Annotated in this window: 17 protein-coding genes and 2 pseudogenes; 9 read left to right on the forward strand and 10 right to left on the reverse strand. The window is 71.3% G+C overall.

Annotated features, from left to right (window positions below; all coding sequences use genetic code 11):
* Positions 1-114 precede the first annotated feature (114 nt).
* The 4 genes from ACIBK3_RS27275 (at position 115) to ACIBK3_RS27290 (ending at position 4,501) form a co-directional block, all read left to right on the forward strand.
* A complete protein-coding gene (locus ACIBK3_RS27275; RefSeq protein ID WP_399369677.1) occupies positions 115-1,065 on the forward strand; it encodes an alpha/beta hydrolase family protein in 951 nt (316 codons plus the stop codon).
* 110 nt (positions 1,066-1,175) lie between these two features.
* Entirely contained in the window at positions 1,176-2,531 is a 1,356-nt protein-coding gene (locus ACIBK3_RS27280; RefSeq protein ID WP_399369678.1) for a sensor histidine kinase, read from the forward strand.
* Complete coding sequence (locus ACIBK3_RS27285; protein WP_399369680.1) at positions 2,528-3,193, forward strand: response regulator; 666 nt, start codon at positions 2,528-2,530, stop codon at positions 3,191-3,193. Before ACIBK3_RS27280 ends, ACIBK3_RS27285 begins: the two co-directional genes overlap by 4 nt.
* A 90-nt stretch (positions 3,194-3,283) precedes the next feature.
* Positions 3,284-4,501, forward strand: coding sequence for a cytochrome P450 (locus ACIBK3_RS27290; protein ID WP_399369682.1), 1,218 nt, complete (start codon positions 3,284-3,286; stop codon positions 4,499-4,501).
* Here ACIBK3_RS27290 and ACIBK3_RS27295 read toward each other — a convergent pair.
* The 4 genes from ACIBK3_RS27295 to ACIBK3_RS27310 all read right to left on the reverse strand — a co-directional run bounded on the left by ACIBK3_RS27295 (position 4,485) and on the right by ACIBK3_RS27310 (position 8,031).
* Positions 4,485-4,697, reverse strand: coding sequence for a hypothetical protein (locus ACIBK3_RS27295; protein WP_399369684.1), 213 nt, complete (start codon positions 4,695-4,697; stop codon positions 4,485-4,487). The genes ACIBK3_RS27290 and ACIBK3_RS27295 overlap by 17 nt on opposite strands.
* Positions 4,698-4,808: 111 nt before the next feature.
* Positions 4,809-5,363 (reverse strand): GNAT family N-acetyltransferase, encoded by a 555-nt coding sequence (locus ACIBK3_RS27300; protein WP_399369686.1) that lies wholly within the window; start codon positions 5,361-5,363, stop codon positions 4,809-4,811.
* Positions 5,364-5,506: 143 nt separating this feature from the next.
* The gene (locus ACIBK3_RS27305; RefSeq protein WP_399369688.1) at positions 5,507-7,111 is read right to left on the reverse strand and encodes an ABC transporter permease; all 1,605 of its coding nucleotides are present in this window, start codon (positions 7,109-7,111) and stop codon (positions 5,507-5,509) included.
* The gene (locus ACIBK3_RS27310) at positions 7,108-8,031 is read right to left on the reverse strand and encodes an ATP-binding cassette domain-containing protein (RefSeq protein WP_399369690.1); all 924 of its coding nucleotides are present in this window, start codon (positions 8,029-8,031) and stop codon (positions 7,108-7,110) included. The genes ACIBK3_RS27305 and ACIBK3_RS27310 overlap by 4 nt, the downstream gene beginning before the upstream one ends.
* Before the next feature lie 74 nt (positions 8,032-8,105).
* Here ACIBK3_RS27310 and ACIBK3_RS27315 point away from each other — a divergent pair, with 74 nt between their 5' ends.
* Positions 8,106-8,621, forward strand: coding sequence for a GbsR/MarR family transcriptional regulator (locus ACIBK3_RS27315; protein ID WP_399369692.1), 516 nt, complete (start codon positions 8,106-8,108; stop codon positions 8,619-8,621).
* 40 nt (positions 8,622-8,661) lie between these two features.
* Here the strand turns inward: ACIBK3_RS27315 and ACIBK3_RS27320 are convergent, their stop codons facing one another.
* Entirely contained in the window at positions 8,662-8,805 is a 144-nt protein-coding gene (locus tag ACIBK3_RS27320) for a hypothetical protein (RefSeq protein ID WP_399369694.1), read from the reverse strand.
* A gap of 49 nt (positions 8,806-8,854) precedes the next feature.
* Positions 8,855-9,148, reverse strand: a pseudogene (locus ACIBK3_RS27325) (ester cyclase); the annotation flags it as partial.
* Positions 9,149-9,204: 56 nt separating this feature from the next.
* Between ACIBK3_RS27325 and ACIBK3_RS27330 the strand changes: the two are divergent.
* The gene (locus ACIBK3_RS27330; RefSeq protein WP_399370010.1) at positions 9,205-9,471 is read left to right on the forward strand and encodes a winged helix-turn-helix transcriptional regulator; all 267 of its coding nucleotides are present in this window, start codon (positions 9,205-9,207) and stop codon (positions 9,469-9,471) included.
* Between the two features lie 242 nt (positions 9,472-9,713).
* Here the strand turns inward: ACIBK3_RS27330 and ACIBK3_RS27335 are convergent.
* Both ACIBK3_RS27335 and ACIBK3_RS27340 read right to left on the reverse strand, forming a co-directional pair.
* Positions 9,714-10,877, reverse strand: a pseudogene (locus tag ACIBK3_RS27335) (Cmx/CmrA family chloramphenicol efflux MFS transporter); the annotation flags it as partial.
* Positions 10,878-11,171: 294 nt separating this feature from the next.
* Positions 11,172-12,119: an SDR family NAD(P)-dependent oxidoreductase gene (locus ACIBK3_RS27340; RefSeq protein ID WP_399369696.1), complete on the reverse strand. Its 948-nt coding sequence runs from the start codon at positions 12,117-12,119 to the stop codon at positions 11,172-11,174.
* 109 nt (positions 12,120-12,228) lie between these two features.
* Here ACIBK3_RS27340 and ACIBK3_RS27345 point away from each other — a divergent pair, with 109 nt between their 5' ends.
* Positions 12,229-12,894: a TetR/AcrR family transcriptional regulator gene (locus ACIBK3_RS27345; protein ID WP_399369698.1), complete on the forward strand. Its 666-nt coding sequence runs from the start codon at positions 12,229-12,231 to the stop codon at positions 12,892-12,894.
* A gap of 31 nt (positions 12,895-12,925) precedes the next feature.
* On the opposite strand, the gene ACIBK3_RS27350 is transcribed toward ACIBK3_RS27345, so the two are convergent.
* A complete protein-coding gene (locus tag ACIBK3_RS27350) occupies positions 12,926-14,434 on the reverse strand; it encodes an APC family permease (protein ID WP_399369700.1) in 1,509 nt (502 codons plus the stop codon).
* Positions 14,435-14,638: 204 nt separating this feature from the next.
* On the opposite strand from ACIBK3_RS27350, the gene ACIBK3_RS27355 reads away from it, so the two are divergent.
* Together ACIBK3_RS27355 and eutC are read left to right on the forward strand one after the other, a co-directional pair.
* Positions 14,639-16,030, forward strand: a complete 1,392-nt coding sequence (locus ACIBK3_RS27355; protein ID WP_399369702.1) for an ethanolamine ammonia-lyase subunit EutB — start codon at positions 14,639-14,641, stop codon at positions 16,028-16,030.
* Positions 16,027-16,791, forward strand: coding sequence for an ethanolamine ammonia-lyase subunit EutC (gene eutC / locus ACIBK3_RS27360; RefSeq protein ID WP_399369704.1), 765 nt, complete (start codon positions 16,027-16,029; stop codon positions 16,789-16,791). The genes ACIBK3_RS27355 and eutC overlap by 4 nt, the downstream gene beginning before the upstream one ends.
* On the opposite strand, the gene ACIBK3_RS27365 is transcribed toward eutC, so the two are convergent.
* The gene (locus ACIBK3_RS27365) at positions 16,776-17,672 is read right to left on the reverse strand and encodes a diacylglycerol kinase family protein (RefSeq protein WP_399369706.1); all 897 of its coding nucleotides are present in this window, start codon (positions 17,670-17,672) and stop codon (positions 16,776-16,778) included. The genes eutC and ACIBK3_RS27365 overlap by 16 nt on opposite strands.
* Between the last annotated feature and the right edge of the window lie 205 nt (positions 17,673-17,877).

The following is a 17,877-nucleotide window of genomic DNA, read 5'->3' on the forward strand; positions in this document are numbered from 1 at the left end:
GCGCACGTGTCCGTGCACGTCATGGGCCTGATACCGTCCCGGCCAACGGCCGGATTCTCTTCCGGGAATCCTTCCCGGCCCGCCAAATCCGTTTCGTCACTGAGAGGTTGGAGCATGCCGGACGACGCCGCAGCACATGAAGCCGCCGCAGCACACGATGCCGCGGCTGCCCGTGCCGCCGCCGAAGAGGAGTCGTCGGCCTTCTCGCACCCGGCGGTCGACCCCGACACCACGGCGGCGTACGGCGACCACCCCGACCAGGTGATCGACTTCTACGCCCCGCACGGCGAGACGGGACCGGGCGGCCCGCCGCCGCTGGTCGTCGTACTGCACGGAGGTGCCTGGCGGGCACGGTACGACCGCCGGCACATCTCGCCGTTCGCGGACTTCCTGGCGCGACGGGGGTTCGGGGTGGCGAGCGTGGAGTATCGGCGTGGGGGTGGGAGCGAGGGCCGGGACGAGAGTCAGGGCGAGAGTCACGGCGAGGAAGGGAGCACGCCGGTGGCCGGCCGGTGGCCGGACACCTTCGACGACGTCGCCGCCGCGCTGGACGCGCTGCCCGCCCTGGCCCGTGCGGCCCTGCCGCAGACCGACCCGCGCCGCATCGTGGTCACGGGGCACTCCGCCGGCGGACACCTCGCGTTGTGGGCGGCGGCCCGGCACCTGCTGCCCGCCGACGCCCCGTGGCGCCTCGACCGTCCCGCGCCGCTGCGGGGCGTGGTCGCCCTCGCCCCGATCGCCGACTTCGCGGTGGCGGACAAGCTGGACGTGTGCGCGGGCGCCTGCCGGCAACTGCTGGGCGGGGACGAGGGGTTCACCGAACACCGGCCGTACGCCGACCCGGCCCTCCTGCTCCCCACGGGCATCGCGACGACCCTCGTCCAAGGCCGCACCGACCTGGTCGTCCCCCAGGCGGTCGCCGAGTCCTACGCGGACGCGGCCGCGAAGGCGGGCGAGGTGGTGGGCCTGACGCTCCTGGAGGACGTCGGCCACTTCCCGCTGATCGACCCGGTGGCGGACGCGTGCGCGGTGGTGGCGGAGGAGATCGCCCAGTTGGCGTGGTGAGGGGTGCGGTGGCTTCAGTCGGTCACCCCCCGTAGTACCTGAGAGGGACTCGGAAGGACCCCCCTCACTGGTGACGACCGCGGCCCGGCTCGCCCCCTACCGTTCTGTATGTGACCGAGACGACACAGACGCAGCCCATACCGCAGGGCAGGAGCAGGCCGCGCACCCCTGAGTTCCGGCTGGCCGCGGACGCCCTGCGCGGCCTGCGGCAGGAACTGTTCACCGACGCCTTCGCCTACGACCCGCTCCCGCGCATGCGGGTCGACGGCTTCCTGACCAGGCGGCTGTCCGGCCGTATGCGGGACTACGCGGGCTGGACGCCGCACGCGGTGGTGGCGTTCGCCGGGCTGCTGTGTGCGAGCATCGCCGCCTCCGCGGCCGACTTCTGGGGCGACTCCAGCTCGCTGCTCACCACCCTGATGAGCCTGCTGGCCCTGATCCCGGTCCTGTTGGTGCTGCTGCGGCCGACCGGTGCCTTCTGGTTCTCCCTCATCGCCACCCCGTTCGCCGCGCTGTTCGGCGACAGCTACGACGACTGGCCCTGGCCGACCGGCAGCTTCGCCGCCCACCTGGTCGTGCTGACGGTCGCCGCCATCCGGACCAGGCCCCGTACAGCGGCCTGGATGTGGGTCCTGACAGCGGTCTACGGCATGGTGTCGGAGAGCACCCTCGGCGGCGGCCACTACTCCTCCAACACCGGGCCCATGCTGGTCGTCTCCGCGCTGATCCTGCTCGTCGTCTCCGTCTGGCACATCCGGCGGGCGGCGGAGCAGGAGGTGACCGCGCAGCAGACGGTGACCGAGCACGAGCGCTCCCGTCGCACCCTGCTGGAGGAGCGCACGACGATCGCCCGCGAACTGCACGACGTGGTCGCGCACCACATGTCGGTCGTCGCCATCCAGGCGGAGGCCGCCCCCTACCGGGTGGAGAACCCGCCGCCGGAGCTGGAGCGCGCCTTCGCCACGATCAGGGAGAACGCCGTGGCCGCCCTCACCGAACTGCGCCGCGTCCTGGGCGTGGTCCGCGCCGAGGACTACGAGGCGCCGGACGCCCCGCAGCCCACCCTCGCCGATCTGGACGCGCTGCTCGCCAATGTGCGCGACGCCGGGCTCAGCGTCGACAAGACGGTGACCGGAGCGGTCCGGGAGCTGCCGCAGGGCGTGGAGCTGTCGGCGTACCGGATCGTGCAGGAGGCGCTGAGCAACACCCTGCGGCACGCGCCCGGGGCGAGCGCCCGCGTGGAGATCGGGTACGTCCTGGGCGGGCTGGGCCTGCGGATAGTCAACGGCCCGCTGCCCGGGCTGTCCCTGGTGAAGCCCTCTCCCGGAGCGGGGCACGGCATCACCGGTATGCGGGAGCGGGTCTCCATGCTGAACGGCGAGATGACGGCGGGGCCGGCGGAGGACGGAGGCTATGAGGTGACGGTTTTCCTGCCGGTGCCCGCGCTGAGCGAGGGTGACGCATGACCATCCGCGTGCTGATCGCGGACGATCAGATGATGGTGCGCGAGGGTTTCTCGGTCCTGCTGAACGCGATGCCGGACATCGAGGTCGTAGGCGAGGCCGTCAACGGGCGTCAGGCGGTGGACCGGGTGCGTGAACTCGCCCCGGACGTGGTGCTGATGGACATCCGGATGCCCGAGCTGAACGGCATCGAGGCGACCCGGGAGATCGTCGCCGCGGACGGCACGGCGAAGGTGCTGGTGCTGACCACCTTCGACCTCGACGAGTACGTGTACCAGGCGCTGCGTGCGGGAGCCTCCGGCTTCCTCCTCAAGGACGCCTCGGCCCGCCAGCTCGCCGACGGGGTGAGGGTGGTGGCCTCCGGGGAGGCGCTGCTGGCGCCCTCGGTGACCAGGCGGCTGATCACCGAGTTCTCCAAACTGTCCGCCACCCCGCGCCTCGCGCCCTCCGCGCAGGCGGCGTACGGCGACCTGACCGAGCGGGAGACGGAGGTGCTGGTGCTGATCGCGCAGGGCCTGTCGAACGCGGAGATCGCCGAGCGGCTGGTGGTGGCCGAGTCGACGATCAAGACGCATGTGAGCCGGATCCTGGTGAAACTGGGGCTGCGGGACCGTACGCAGGCGGCGGTGTTCGCGTACGAGGCGCGCCTGGTCACCCCGGGGTGAGCACCCGGTGCCGCTGGGACACTCCTGGCAGCCCTGGTCAGCCCTGGTCAGCCCTGGTCAGACAGGGAGGTGCCGGTCTACCGTCCGTCCATGGCACCTGTTACCGACCTCGCCTTCGACCCCTGGGACCCGGCGTTCGTCGCCGACCCGTACCCCGCCTACGCCGAGCTGCGGGCCAGGGGCCGCGTGCTCCACTACGGGCCGACCGACCAGTGGCTGGTACCGCACCACGCGGACGTGTCGGCGCTGTTGCGGGACCGCCGGCTGGGGCGGGCGTACCAGCACCGGTTCACGCACGAGGAGTTCGGGCGGAGCGCGCCGCCGCCGGAGCACGAGCCGTTCCACACCCTCAACGACCACGGGATGCTCGACCTGGAACCGCCGGACCACACCCGGATCCGGCGCCTGGTGTCGAAGGCGTTCACCCCGCGCACCGTGGAGCGGTTGAGGCCGTACGTGCACGACCTCGCGGGCGAGTTGGTGGCCGCGCTGGTGGAGGCGGGCGGCGGTGATCTGCTGACGGATGTGGCCGAGCCGCTGCCGGTCGCGGTGATCGCTCAGATGCTGGGCATCCCGGAGGCGGACCGGGCGCCGCTGCGGCCCTGGTCGGCGGACATCTGCGGGATGTACGAGCTGAACCCCTCCGAGGAGGTGGCGGCGCGCGCGGTGCGGGCGTCGGTGGAGTTCTCGGACTATCTGCGGGAACTGATCGCCGAGCGGCGCGAGAAGCCGGGGGAGGACCTGATCTCGGGTCTGATCGCGGCGCACGACGAGGGCGACCGCCTCACCGAGCAGGAGATGATCTCGACCTGCGTGCTCCTGCTGAACGCGGGCCACGAGGCCACGGTGAACGCCACCGTCAACGGCTGGTCGGCGCTGTTCCGCAACCCCGGCCAGCTGGCGGCGCTGCGCGCGGACCACTCCCTCGTCCCGTCGGCCGTGGAGGAGCTGATGCGGTACGACACCCCGCTCCAGCTCTTCGAACGCTGGGTGCTGGACGAGATCGAGATCGCCGGCACGACGATCCCGAGGGGAGCGGAGGTCGCGCTGCTCTTCGGCTCGGCCAACCACGACCCGGAGGTCTTCCGGGACCCCGAGCGGCTCGACCTGACCCGTCAGGACAACCCGCACATCTCCTTCAGCGCGGGCATCCACTACTGCATCGGCGCTCCCCTGGCCCGCATCGAGCTGGCGGCCTCGATGACGGCACTGCTGGAGCAGGCACCGACCCTGACCCTGGCGGCGGAGCCGCGACGGAAGCCGAACTTCGTGATCCGGGGGCTGGAGGGACTCAGCGTCGAGGTCTGAGCCGGCTGAACAGCGCCCAGCACCCGAGGGCGGCGGCGATGCCCCCGAGGATCATCAGCGGCAACTCGGCATAGAGCACGCTCCAGTCGGGTGCCTGCTCGAAGCGCCAGATCCGCTTCCGGACGTCGATCGACCACACGGCGAGCCCCGCACCGGCACCGACGGCCGCGGTCAGACATCCTGCGGCGGCTTGCATACGTTGCCCCATGTCTGGCACGGACGTACGCGGACCGCCTCAAGGTTCCGGCTGCCCTCAAAACGCTACGAGGCGACCGTCCTCGCCGAGGCCGTCAATGAGGCGAGGCCGTCAATGAAACGCTGTACCAGCGGCGTCGAGAGTGATCCAGTAGCGGCGCTTGACCCCGGATTCGGTGCCGCGCACATCTTCGAGGACCCCGCCATTGCCTTCGATGGTGCGCGCCGAGCCGACGTTGCCGTCGTCACAGGTGAGGAGGACCCGGTCCAGACCGAGCGCGGGCGCCTTGAGCAGAACCGCTCCCAGCGCCCACGTGGCCAGTCCGCGTCTCCTGGCAGAAGGCCGGACGCTGTAGCCGATGTGTCCGCCGCCCTCCAGCAGAAAGGCGTTCAGGTAGTGCCGAAGGTCGATGGCCCCGAGGTACGTCTCGCCGTCGGCGATCCACCAGTGGGTGGCGTGGACGCGTCCTTCCCCGACAGGCAGCGACCGGTCCGACTGCTGCCGCAGTCGCTCGACCCATGAGGCGAACCCTGCCGGGCTGTCGAGGTCATCGTCACCGACCAGACGCAGGCCGGCGCCGTCCTGGTGAGCACCGGGCTGCCACTCGTCACGCGCCGCGAGCCACGAGGAATGCAGCCGTCCCGTGGGAGCGATCAGTTCCGCCATGCGAGGGACGATAACACCCAAACTCCCTAGGTGATCAGGCAGTTCAGCCATTCCGGGAGCACCCGGTGAGCGTCCTTGCAGCCTGCGGGCCCCCGCTCGGCGAGAGGCTCAGCCGGGCTCACGTCCCGCGCCGCGTGCTCCCATCACGTCGTCATGTCCCGCCGCCGCAGCCCCGCCAGCCCCGCCCCCACCAGCACCACCGCGACCAGCAGCAGAACCACTACCGGCCCCCACTGCATCTCCCCGCCCGGCAGCTTCGGGAGGTGGCCGAACGGGGACAGGTCCAGCACTGCCTGCGGGGCGTCCAGCGCGGGCCCGACCCAGCCGATCAGCAGCACCGCCCCGGCCACACCCCAGGCGGCCGTCGCCGTACGGGGGGCGATGCCGTGCAGCAGGACCGCCAGCCCGCCGATCACCCAGACCCCGGCCACCTGCACGAGACACGCGCCCAGGACAGGCCCGGCCTCCCGGCCGTATCCGAGGGCGAAGCCCAGCCCGGCGAGCAGCATGATCAGTACAGACCCGCCGAAGGCGATCACCAGGTGCCCGGCGGCCCAGCGCAGCCGGCCCACCGCGTTCGCCAGCAGCGGTTCCGCGCGCCCGGAGGTCTCCTCGCCGTGCAGACGCAGGACGGAGGCGACGACGTAGAGCGCGGCGACCAGGCCGAGCATGCCGACCATCGCCGACAGGAAGGCATCGGTCAGACCGGCCTGGCCGCCCATCCGTTCGATGATCCGGCGGGCGTTGTCGTTGTCGCCGACGAGGTCGGCCGCGCCCTGAGTCATCCCGCCGTAGACCACCCCGGCGAGGAAGAAGCCGATGCTCCAGCCGAGCACGCTGCCGCGGTGCAGCCGCCAGGCCAGCCCCGCCGCGGAGCCCAGCCGGCCGGAGGCCGGTCCCGGCCTGGTGGGCAGGAAGCTCATGCCGACGTCCCGCCGCCCGGTGAGCGCGTACGCCACCCCCGCCTGCGCGGTGGCCGCCGCGGCGAACAGCAGCAGCACCCACCAGCGTTCGGCGGCGTAGGGACGCAGATTCTCCAGCCAGCCGAGAGGGGAGAGCCAGGTCAGGACGGACGAGCCGTCGTCGGTGGCTGAGTCGCCCGCCGCGCGCAGCACGAAGGCGGTGCCCAGCACCCCGGCTGTCAGGCCCCGCGCGAGCCGCGCGCTCTCCGTCAGCTGGACGACGATCGCGGCCATCGTGGCGAAGACCATGCCGACGCCCGCGATCCCGAGCCCGAACGCCAGCGCCCCACCCGCACCCTGGCCGGCCAGACCGGTCACGACCAGCAGCCCCAGCGCCCCGTTCGCGACCGCCGCCGCCAGCAGGGCCGCGGTGAGGGAGGCCCGGCGGCCCACCATGCCGGAGGCCACCAGCTCCTGACGGCCGCTCTCCTCCTCGTCCCGGGTGTGCCGGACGACGACCAGCAGGCTCATCACGGCAGCCAGCGCGCCCGCGAACACGCCCACGCGCCAGGCGGTCAGCGCGCCCAGCGACGCGCCGAAGACCGGGCCGACCATCGCGCGCAGCGAGGAGTTGGTGGCCATCTGCGCCACCAGGTCGGCGCGTTCGACGGGGGTGGCGTACAGGCCCTTCAGCGTGTTCGGCATGGACAGGACCATCAGCGCGTTCACCGCGCCCCAGACCGGGATCAGCACCCGGTCCTGGCGCAGGGCGAAACGCAACAGGGTGCCGGTACCGGCCAGTTGGCGGGACGACCCCGGTCGTACGGCGAAGGCGGCGGCGGTCATCGAGCCGCCCCCTCGGCAGCCGCGTCCTCAGCGACCACGTCCTCCTGGTAGTGCCGCAGGAACAGCTCCTCCAGCGTCGGCGGGGTCGACGTCAGGGACCGTACGCCCGACTCGCTGAGCGAGCGCAGCACGGCGTCCAGCTGGTCGGTGTCGACCTGGAGGCGGACGCGCCGCCCCTGGACGTCGAGGTCGTGGACCCCCGGCAGCCGACTCAACCCGTTGGGGGCGCCGACGAGTTCGGCCGTCACGCTGGTCCGGGTCAGATGGCGCAACTCGGCGAGCGACCCGCTCTCCACCGTCCGCCCTTTGCGGATGATGCTCACCCGGTCGCAGAGCTCCTCGACCTCGCTCAGAATGTGCGAGGACAGCAGAACGGTCCGACCCCGGTCCCGTTCCTCCTCGACGCACCGCTGGAAGACCTCCTCCATCAGCGGGTCGAGGCCGGAGGTCGGTTCGTCCAGGATCAGCAGGTCGACGTCCGAGGCGAAGGCGGCGACCAGGGCGACCTTCTGCCGGTTGCCCTTCGAGTACGTCCGGCCCTTCTTGGTCGGGTCGAGTTCGTACCGCTCGATCAGCTCGGCCCGGCGCCGCATGTCCAGGCCTCCCCGCAGCCGGCCGTAGAGGTCGATGACCTCACCGCCGGACAGGTTCCGCCACAGCGTCACATCACCAGGGACGTACGCGATCCTGCGGTGCACCTCCACCGCGTCCGCCCACGGGTCGCGGCCCAGGATCTGCGCGGCACCGGAGTCGGCGCGCAGCAGGCCGAGCAGCACCCGGATGGTGGTGGACTTCCCGGCGCCGTTGGGGCCGAGGAAGCCGTGGACCTCCCCGGTGTCCACGTCCAGGTCGAGGCCGTCGAGCGCGTGCGTGCGGCCGAACGACTTGTGCAGCCCGGAGACCGTGATTGCCTTCGTCATGCTTCAGAACGTACGCTGACTTCACAAATTTGTGAAGTTAAGGAAGCGTATAAACGCCGGATAGGATGGAGGGCATGACCGATTCAGCCGGGACAGCCGGAACGACCGGAACCGGGCGGGACACGGAGGCCGTGTCGAGGTTCGTCGAGGCCTTCGCGGCCCAGCTCGTCGAGGCCGGTATGCAGCGGATGGCCGCCCGGGTGTTCGCCGCGCTGCTCGCGTCCGACTCCGGCGCCCTCACCTCGGCCGAACTCGGCGAACAGCTCCAGGTCAGCCCGGCCGCCGTCTCGGGGGCGGTGCGGTATCTCGCGCAGGTGCACATGGTCTCGCGGGAGCGCGAGCCAGGCTCACGGCGTGAGCGGTACCGGGTGCACAGCGATCAGTGGTACGAGGCGCTGACCAACCGGGACGCCGTCCTCAAGCGCTGGGGACAGACCCTGCGCGAGGGCGTCGACAGCCTGGGCGCCACCAGTCCCGGCGGGCAGCGGATCGCCGAGACGCTCGCCTTCTTCGAGTACTTCGAGGGCGAGCTGATCAAGCTGATGGATCGGTGGCGGGAGCACCGGGACAAGACCTTCGGCCGGGACTGACCCGCAGGGCCGGCCTTCTGGCCACCCGACGCCAGACCCCTTACGCAGGGACCTGGGCGCGTACCAACAGGGTGCCCAGGTCCTCCGGCTCCGGTGCCTTGATGACCTGGGCGTCGATGTCGGTGAAGCCATGCCGCTTGAGGATGTCCGCCCACGCCTCAGGGGCGTACTGCCAACGCTGCACCGTCAGTCCGCGCTCCCGTCCCTCGAGCCGGCGCCGGAACTCTCGGTCTTCAGGCCGGCTGCGTGCCGGTGCTGATCTGCTGGGTGAGCTTGAGCAGTTCTTCGACGTGGTAGATCTCGGTGATCTTGTCGTCGACGACGCGGACGATGTCGGTGCCGGTGATGTCGACCGGGTTGCCGCTGGCGGCGAACCCGAAGGCGTCTCCGGTGTGGGTCCCGGTCATCCGCCAGTGGAGGACCACCCAGCCGCCGGGAAGCTCCTGCTGGAACAGGATCCGGTGCTGCGTGTCGGTGAATCCGTCGCGGACCGCGGCGATCAGCACGCGCATGCCGTCGATGCCCGAGGCGGCGTCGGCACCGGTTCCTGACCGTGCTGGACGGGCCCTGGGCGACGCTGATCGTGCGGGAGCTGCTGACCGGCCCGAAACGCTTCACCGAACTGCGCGCAGGGCTGCCGGGGATCAGCCCCAAGACCCTGTCCTCACGGCTGCGACGATTCGTACTCCTAGGGCTGGTCACCCGCACGGCCTATCCAGAGATCCCGCCCCGCGTGGAGTACGAACTCACCCCGGCAGGCGCACGGCTGGAGGTAGTGCTGGCCACCATGGGCGCCTGGGCCGAACAAGACCTTCCCCGCACTGGCGCGTTCCCCATCGAAGATCGATAACCGGGACCCGCCGACTGCCCGGGCGCTGAGCGTAAGAGAGTGGTCAGGGCGACCGAGACAGTGACGTGAGCCAGTCGTGGAAAGCGGCCATGACCGGGTCGTCCGGTTGTGCCGATTCCTCGCTCAGGTCGGTTGCTGCTCGCGCAGGTACGCCGTGACGTACGGCCGCACCAGGTCTCCCACGTCCGCGTACACGTCCTTCGCGCTCTTCGCCCGCGCGGGCGGACGCTCCCAGCACGTTCACTGGCGAGCGCTCCGCGCAGCGGGAACGCGACGAGCAGGGCGATCGCGACGAGGAGTCCGCTGACCCAGAGCGGCCCGAGATCCCCGGCCGCCGTGCCGAGGGTGGTCGCGGCGGTCAAGGGACCGGCGGCGGCACCGATGTTGAGCGCGGCGGTCGCGTAGGAGCCGGCCATGGTGGGGGCTCCCGCCGCCTCGTAGAGGACTCGTGTGATCAGCGTGCTGCCCAGCGCGAACGACAGCGCGCCCTGGACGAACACGAGGATGAGCAGGGCGAGGAGCCTGTCCGCCAGCGCGGCCAGAGCCGGCCAGCCGAGCAGCAGCAGGGGACCGCATACGGCGATGAGCCGGCCGGGACGATCGTCGGCGAGCCGCCCGGCGATGGTGACACCGGCGAAGGAGCCGGCGCCGAAGAGCACCAGGGCGACGGAGACCCACAGCTCGTCCAGCCCGGCGGTGTCGGTCACCACGGGAGCGAGGAAGGTGAAGCTCGCGAAGGTCGCCGCGTTCACCAGCGCGCCGAGGAGCATGACCAGCAGCAGCCGCGGGCTTTTGAGCTGTGCGAGTTCCGAACGCAGGGCCGCCGGTCCGTCGGCCATGTCCGTCCGCACCCCCCGCACACCGCGCCCCGGGATCCCGGCGAGGATGCCGATGGCCGCCGGCAGGCACAGTGCGGCGACCGCCCAGAACGTGGCCCGCCAGCCGAGCAGGGTGCCGAGCAACGCTCCGCCGGGGACTCCGGCGATCGTCGCCATCGTGGTGCCCGACAGCAGCACGGCGAGCGCGCGTCCCTTCCGGTCGGGTGGGACCAGCGCGGCGGCGGTCGTCAGCGCCACGGCGAGGAACCCCGCGTTCGCGAGGGCAGCGACCACCCGGGTCGCGAACAGGACCGGGAAGTCGGAGGTGGCGGCGCCCACCGCGTGGGCCGCGAAGAACACGAGGACGAAGCCGAGAAGGCTGGACCGTCCCGGCCGGTTGCGGGCCGACGCGGCCATGAGCGGGGCACCGACGACCATCCCGACCGCGAAGGCCGAGGTGAGCGTGCCCGCCGTACCGACCGTGACGTCGAGGTCCGAGGCGAGGTCCGGTAGCAGGCCGGCGAGCATGAATTCCGAGGTGCCCATGGCGAAGACAGCCATGGCGAGCAGGTACAGCGGGAGAGGCATCGAGGGGCTCCGAGTGGCTCCGAGGTGAGGAAAGCACGAGAGGGTCATCTCGTTCACCGCGGTCAGCACCCCGGGGCGCACTCGACCGCCGCAGAACGCGGCGGGGGCAGGACTAGGAACTCAGTGGTTCAGGGGGCTGACGGCGCGTGACCGAAAGCCCCCACCGTGTCCGACTCAGGGCTCGACATGGCCCGTACGGTATCCGACCGGCCCTGTCGAGGCACCCCGGTTTCAACGCACCGACGGCGCCACCCACTGGCGCCGCGACGAGCCGGCGCCTCCTACCAGCGCGGGCTACATCGTGAGGGACGATCCGGAGGGAAACGAGTCCTGCTTGGACTGAACGACGGGGAACTTCACCCCGGTGAGGTCTTCGGAGACGGCCCACAGCCGCTGCTGGACGGCTACCTCGTACGACTCCGGGCTGGAGGTGACCAGCCGGGGGTGGCCCTTGACCTGGGTGCGTCCGTCGGGACCGTAGTACTGGCCGCCGAGCGCGGCGGGGTCGGTGGCGGCGCGCAGGGTCGGCAGCGCGCCCATCGCCGGCGTCTGGGTGATCAGCGGCGCGAGCCAGGTGAGGGGAAGCCGGAGGGCCGCGGGAGTGTTGCGGGCGAGCTCGGTGCTGGACATGCCGGGGTGCGCGGCCACCGCGACAGTGGTGCCGTGTGCGGCGAGCCGGCGCTGCAGCTCGTACGTGAACATCAGGTTGGCCAGCTTGGACTGACCATAGGCGGCGACCCGGCTGTACGACCGCTCCCACTGCAGGTCGTCGAAGTGGATCGCGGCCCGGATGCGGTGGCCGGTACTGCTGACCGTCACCACGCGCGAGCCGGGCACCGGCAGCATCAGGTCCAGCAGCAGCCCGGTGAGCGCGAAGTGGCCGAGGTGGTTGGTGCCGAACTGCATCTCGAAGCCGTCCCGGGTGGTCTGCTTCGGGGTGTACATCACGCCGGCGTTGTTGATCAGCAGGTCGATCCGGTCGAGCCGGGACCGCAGCGCCGCCGCCGCGGTCCGGACGGAGTCGAGCGAGGTCAGGTCCAGCGCCTGCACGGTCACGTCGCCGGTCATGCGGGCCGCGGCCTGCTCGCCCTTCTCCACGTTGCGCACGGCGAGCACCACGGACGCCCCGCGCTCGGCGAGCGCCTTGGCGGTCTCGTACCCCAGTCCGGTGTTGGCCCCGGTCACCACGGCCACCCGCCCGCGCTGGTCCGGAATGTTCGCCGTCGTCCACTTCTCGCTCATGCCAGGCTCCCGACTAACTAACGTACCGAAGGTATCTTGTGCCGGTGACGTTAAAGTACTTTCGGTACGTTGTCAACGTACCGCTGGTACCTAAGTTAGGCTGGTGCTCGTGACTTTCCAGCGGGCGCGAACCGAAGAGCAGCGGGAGATCCGCCGGCGGGCGATCCTCGACACGGCGTCGGAGATGCTCGACGAGATGCCTGTGGCCGCGGTCACCCTGAACGAGCTCAGCCGCCGGGTAGGCCTGGCGAAGCCGAACGTGCTGCGCTACTTCGAGTCCCGCGAGGCGGTGCTGCTGGAACTGCTGGACCACTTCCTGCAGGAGTGGCTGACGGAACTGGCAGGCGAGTTGGCCGCCGGCATCGACGAAGATCTACCCATGGCCGAGCGAGCGGCAGCGGTGGCCGAGATCCTCAGCCGCTCACTCTCCGGCCGAGTGGTGCTGTGCGACCTCTTCGGCGCACAAGGCAGCGTCCTGGAACACAACGTCTCCGTCGAGGTCGTAGCACGCTACAAGCGCGCCTCGCTGGACCGCCTGACGACCATGACCGCCCTGATCCTGAAGTACCTGCCGGAGCTGGGCGAGAACGCGACACTGTTCAGCCTGCAAACCATGGTCATGGCCGGCGCGCTGTCGGCGTACAGCACACCCCCACCCAGCCTGCAGGCGGCCTACCAGGCCGAGCCCGACCTGGCCCGCTTCCACTTGGAGCTGAAGGACTCCTTGAAGCTGGCCCTGACCGCAACCCTCCTGGGCGTGCTACCCCGCCGCTGACCTGCGTTGCACCGGACAGGCCAACCACGTCCTACCGCTCCTTCGTCTCCTCCAGCACCGTCCGCCCGAGCAGCGCGTACCGCGACGGGTCGCGGCGCTTGAGGTACTGGGCGTAGCCGATGCCGGTGGCCGCGACCAGGGCGACCAGCCAGGGTGTCGCCTTCAGGAGCAGGGAGCCGGACTCCGCCCCGGCCGCCGCGCCCATGTTGGACACCAGCAGCACCACCACCGCGAGCATCGCGACACCGCCGATGAGCGGGGCGGCGAAGGTCCTGAACCAGTGCCGGCTCTCGGGGTGGTTGGAGCGGAAGTAGACGAGCACCGCGAACGAGCACACCGCCTGCACGATCAGGATCGCCATGGTGCCGAGGATGGCCAGCAGGACGTAGAGGGAGTTGTACGGGTCCTTGCCCGCGATCCAGAACGCGCCGACCAGCACCGCGCTCAGCACCGTCTGGACCAGGCCCGCGATGTGCGGTGAGCCGTGGCCGGCGTGGGTGCGGCCGAGGGTGTTCTTCAGCGAGGGCAGGACGCCTTCGCGGCCCAGGGCGTACATGTAGCGGGCGGCGCAGTTGTGGAAGGCCATGCCGCAGGCCAGCGAGCCGGTGATCATCAGCCACTGCATGACGTCGACCGCCCAGTGGCCGACGTACTGCTCGGTGGGGCCGAAGAAGAGGGCCAGCGGGTCGGCGGTGGCGACCTTCACGGCGCGTGACTGGCCGGTGCCCGAGATGGCCATCCAGGAGACGAAGACGTAGAAGACGCCGACGCCCAGCACCGAGATCATCGTCGCCTTGGGGATGATCTTCTTCGGGTTGCGGGACTCCTCGCCGTACATCGCCGTCGACTCGAAGCCGACCCACGACCAGAACGCGAAGAACAGGCCGAGGCCGGCGGAGGTGCCGGTGAAGGCGTTGACCGGGTTGACCGGGTCGAAGCTGAAGCCGTTCGGGCCGCCGCCGTGCAGGGCGACCGAGATCGCCATCGCCGCCAGGATCGTCACCTCGGTGGCGAGGAGGACGACGAGCAGTTTCTCGGCGAGGGCGATGCCGAACCAGGTGCCGACCGCGTTGACGGCCAGCATCAGGATCGCGAACGCCCACCACGGGACGTGCAGCCCCGTCTGGTCCTCGAGGGTGGTGGTGGCGAAGGTCGAGAAGATGCCGACGAGCGCCGGTTCGAAGACGGCGTACGCGAAGGTCGCCAGCAGTCCCGAGGCGAGGCCGACGGTCCGGCCGAGGCCGTAGGAGATGAAGCCGTAGAAGGCGCCGGTGGAGGTGATGTGCTTCGCCATAGACGTGAAACCGACGGAAAAGATTGCCAGTACGACCATTGCGACGAGGTAGCTCGCCGGGGCGCCGATGCCGTTGCCGGACGACACCATGAAGGGCACGTTGCCGGTCATCGCGGTGATCGGCGCGGCGGTCGCCACGGCCATGAAGACCACGCCGAGCAGGCCAACTGCGTTGGGTTTGAGCCGGTGCACGGCTCCCTCGGCGCTTGTTTCCGCCGCCGGGGCGACGCCCTCTTCCACTGCCATCGGGTTGGCCCCTCTCTTGTCGGTCCACTGGTGCACTGGACCGGAACTCTGCAGTCCAAATGAGTCGGCCAACGGTTTCGGGGCGTTAAATGTTTGTCAACCATACCTTTGGAAACCGGCCGCGAGGCGGGCCGGTCGAACGCTCTTGTTAACTCTCACGCGGTCCGTGGACCGGGCCGCGCCCCACCTCGTAGCGTCGCCGCCATGAGCGCCTACACCTCCACCGTCAGCGGCGAGCGCCACCGCTTCGAATCCCTGGCCCGGCTGCTCGCCGCCGCGAGCCCCGAGCGCTCCGGCGACCGGCTGGCCGGCCTCGCCGCCTCGTCGGCGCGGGAGCGGGTCGCGGCCCGCTGGGCGCTGGCCGAGGTGCCGCTCACGGCCTTCCTCACCGAGCCGCTGATCCCGTACGAGAGCGACGACGTGACCCGGCTGATCCTCGACACCCACGACCGGGCCGCCTTCGCGCCGGTCTCCGGGATGACGGTCGGTGAGCTGCGGGAGTGGCTGCTGTCCGAGGCGGCGGACGCCATGGCGCTGGCCGCGCTGGCGCCCGGGCTGACGCCCGAGATGGCGGCGGCGGTGTCCAAGCTGATGGGGAACGCGGACCTGGTGGCCGTGGCGCGGAAGGTGCGGGTGGTGACCGCGTTCCGGTCCACGATCGGCCTGCCGGGCCGGCTGGCGACCCGGCTCCAGCCCAACCACCCCACCGACGACCCCGCGGGCGTGGCCGCGGCCCTGCTCGACGGGCTGCTGCTGGGCTCCGGTGACGCGGTGATCGGCATCAACCCGGCGACCGACAGCCCGAGGGCGGTACGGGACCTGCTGGAGCTGCTGGACGGCGTGATCACGCGCTACTCCATCCCCACCCAGTCCTGCGTGCTGTGCCACGTCACGACGAGCGTCGACCTGATGGAACGCGGCGCCCCCGTCGACCTCGTCTTCCAGTCCATCGCGGGCACCCAGGCGGCGAACGCGTCCTTCGGCGTGACGCTGGGCCTCCTCGACGAGGCCCATCAGGCGGCCCGGGAGCTTGACCGCGGCACGGTCGGCCGCAACGTCATGTACTTCGAGACCGGCCAGGGCAGCGCCCTGTCGGCGAACGCGCACCACGGGGTGGACCAGCAGACGGTCGAGGCCCGTGCGTACGCGGTCGCCCGCCGCTACGACCCGCTGCTGGTGAACACCGTCGTCGGCTTCATCGGCCCCGAGTACCTCTACGACGGCCGGCAGATCCTCCGCGCCGCCCTGGAGGACCACTTCTGCGGCAAGCTGCTCGGCCTGCCGATGGGCCTGGACATCTGCTACACCAACCACGCGGACGCCGATGACGACGACGTGGCGACCATGCTGACCATGCTCGGTGTCGCGGGCGCGTCGTTCGTGATCTGCACACCGGGCGGCGACGACATCATGCTCAACTACCAGTCGGCCTCGTACCACGACGCGTTGTACCTGCGCGAGGTCCTGGGGCTGCGCCCGGCACCGGAGTTCGAGGCATGGCTGGGATCCATCGGCCTGCTCGACGAACACGGCGCGATCCGCGAGGTCACCGCACAGCACCCGCTGACGGCGATCGGAAAGGAGCTGGCCGCATGAGCCGACTCCCCGTACACACCGATGACCTGCCCCTCTGGCCGGCCCTGCGCCGCCACACCCAGGCCCGCATCGGCCTCGGCCGGGCGGGCTCCGGCCTGCCGACCCGGCACCGGCTGGAACTGCAGGCCGCGCACGCGGCGGCCCGGGACGCGGTGCACTCGCCGTTCGACCCGGACACGGTCGCGGCGGCGCTCACCGGCGTGCCGACGGTACGGGTGCGCAGTGCCGCTCCCGACCGGCTCACCTACCTTCAGCGCCCCGACCTGGGCCGCCGCCTGCACCCGACCGACCGGGCGCATCTGCCGACGGGGGAGTGGGACGTGGTGTTCGTGATCGCCGACGGCCTGTCCAGCCGGGCGGTGCACGAGCACGCGGCGGCGATGGTCCGGGCGACGACGTCTCTCCTCCCGGCCGACTGGCGCATCGCCCCGGTCGTCCTCGCCGAACAGGCCCGCGTGGCCCTCGGCGACGACGTCGCGCACACCATGGGTGCCACGGCCGTGGTGCTCCTGGTCGGCGAACGCCCCGGTATGTCGGCGGCGGACTCCCTGGGCGCGTACCTCACGTACGGCCCGAAGCCCGGCGTGACGACCGACGCCGACCGCAACTGCCTGTCCAACATCAGGCCACCGCTGGGCCTGGCGTACGAGACGGCGGCGGGCAAGCTGGTCGCGCTGCTGAGGGGGGCGCGGGAACTGGGGCGGAGCGGGGTGAGCCTGAAGGACGAGTCGGACGCTCTGCCCCGTCACCCGAGCGACTGATCCCCAGGCACCGCCCCCACCGGCAACGTCAGCCCCCAGCTCCCCTCCCACACCGTCCACGTCCGTCTCCGTACCGGCCCCGAGACCGCCGCGTCCGCCCGGTAACGGAAGTCCGCTCCGAAGACGGTCACCCGGCGCCCCCGTGCCAGCAGCGGGGAGGCCTCCGCGCCGACCGAGACCGGGCGGACCTCCACCGCCGCCGTGCCGGAGCCGTCCGGGGTCACGGAGACCGCCTCGACCGGCTGGTCCAGGTCGACGAGGGTCTCTCCGTCGACCTCTATCCGCAGCCGGGAGGGCCCGGCGGGGCCGGGGGCGGGCTGGGCGGGGCGCAGCGGCAGGGCGGGGACCAGGGTCCGTACGAGGGACTGGCACGTCCGCAGCCAGGGATGCGCGCCGGCCCCCGGCACCGCGGCCTCGACGTCCGACGCCTCCCGAGCCGCCGGCTCCGACGGAATCCGCAGCGCGCCCAGCACCACCCCGTCGCTCTCGTCCACGAGCAGGTCCATCCGCCGCTCGGCGCCGTCCAGTACCGCCCGCGCCGCCGCCACGGTCCCCGCGGGCACTCCGAGGGACCGGGCCAGGGACAGCGCGCCGCCCACCGGCACGAAGGACAGGGCGCACTCCGCCAGCTCCCGTCGCCGGTGCAGCAGGGAGACCGCCCGCACCAGTGCGCGGTCGTCCCCTATGACCACGGGCCGCCGGGAGCCCCGCCGGGCCAGTACCCGGGCGAATTCCTCGGAATCTTCCGGCAGACACACCTTCGTACTCGCCGCACCCGCGCTGAGCACGTCTTTCGCGATCCGTACGGCCTCCCCGTCCGTCCTCCGGGCGACCGGATCTATGACCACCAGCAGCTGGTCGGGCGTCGCGAAAGTCGCCACCTCGGTCCTGCCTCGCTTCCTCGGGTAGCATCTTTGTGCAAGAGCCCCTTGCGCTATTGCGCCAGGGGCTTCGTCTATTCCGGGGCATCCGGTCCGACGGGTTGCGGCCAACGAAGGTCGCCGGTGTACGAAACAGGCTGTGCGAGGCACAGTCAATGGCGCGTACGCCCCTGACCTTGGACATGCCCCGCCCGGAAGGGGTGTA

The sequence above is a fragment of the Streptomyces sp. NPDC050287 genome, from assembly GCF_044459385.1.
In the GTDB taxonomy this organism is placed as follows: domain Bacteria; phylum Actinomycetota; class Actinomycetes; order Streptomycetales; family Streptomycetaceae; genus Streptomyces.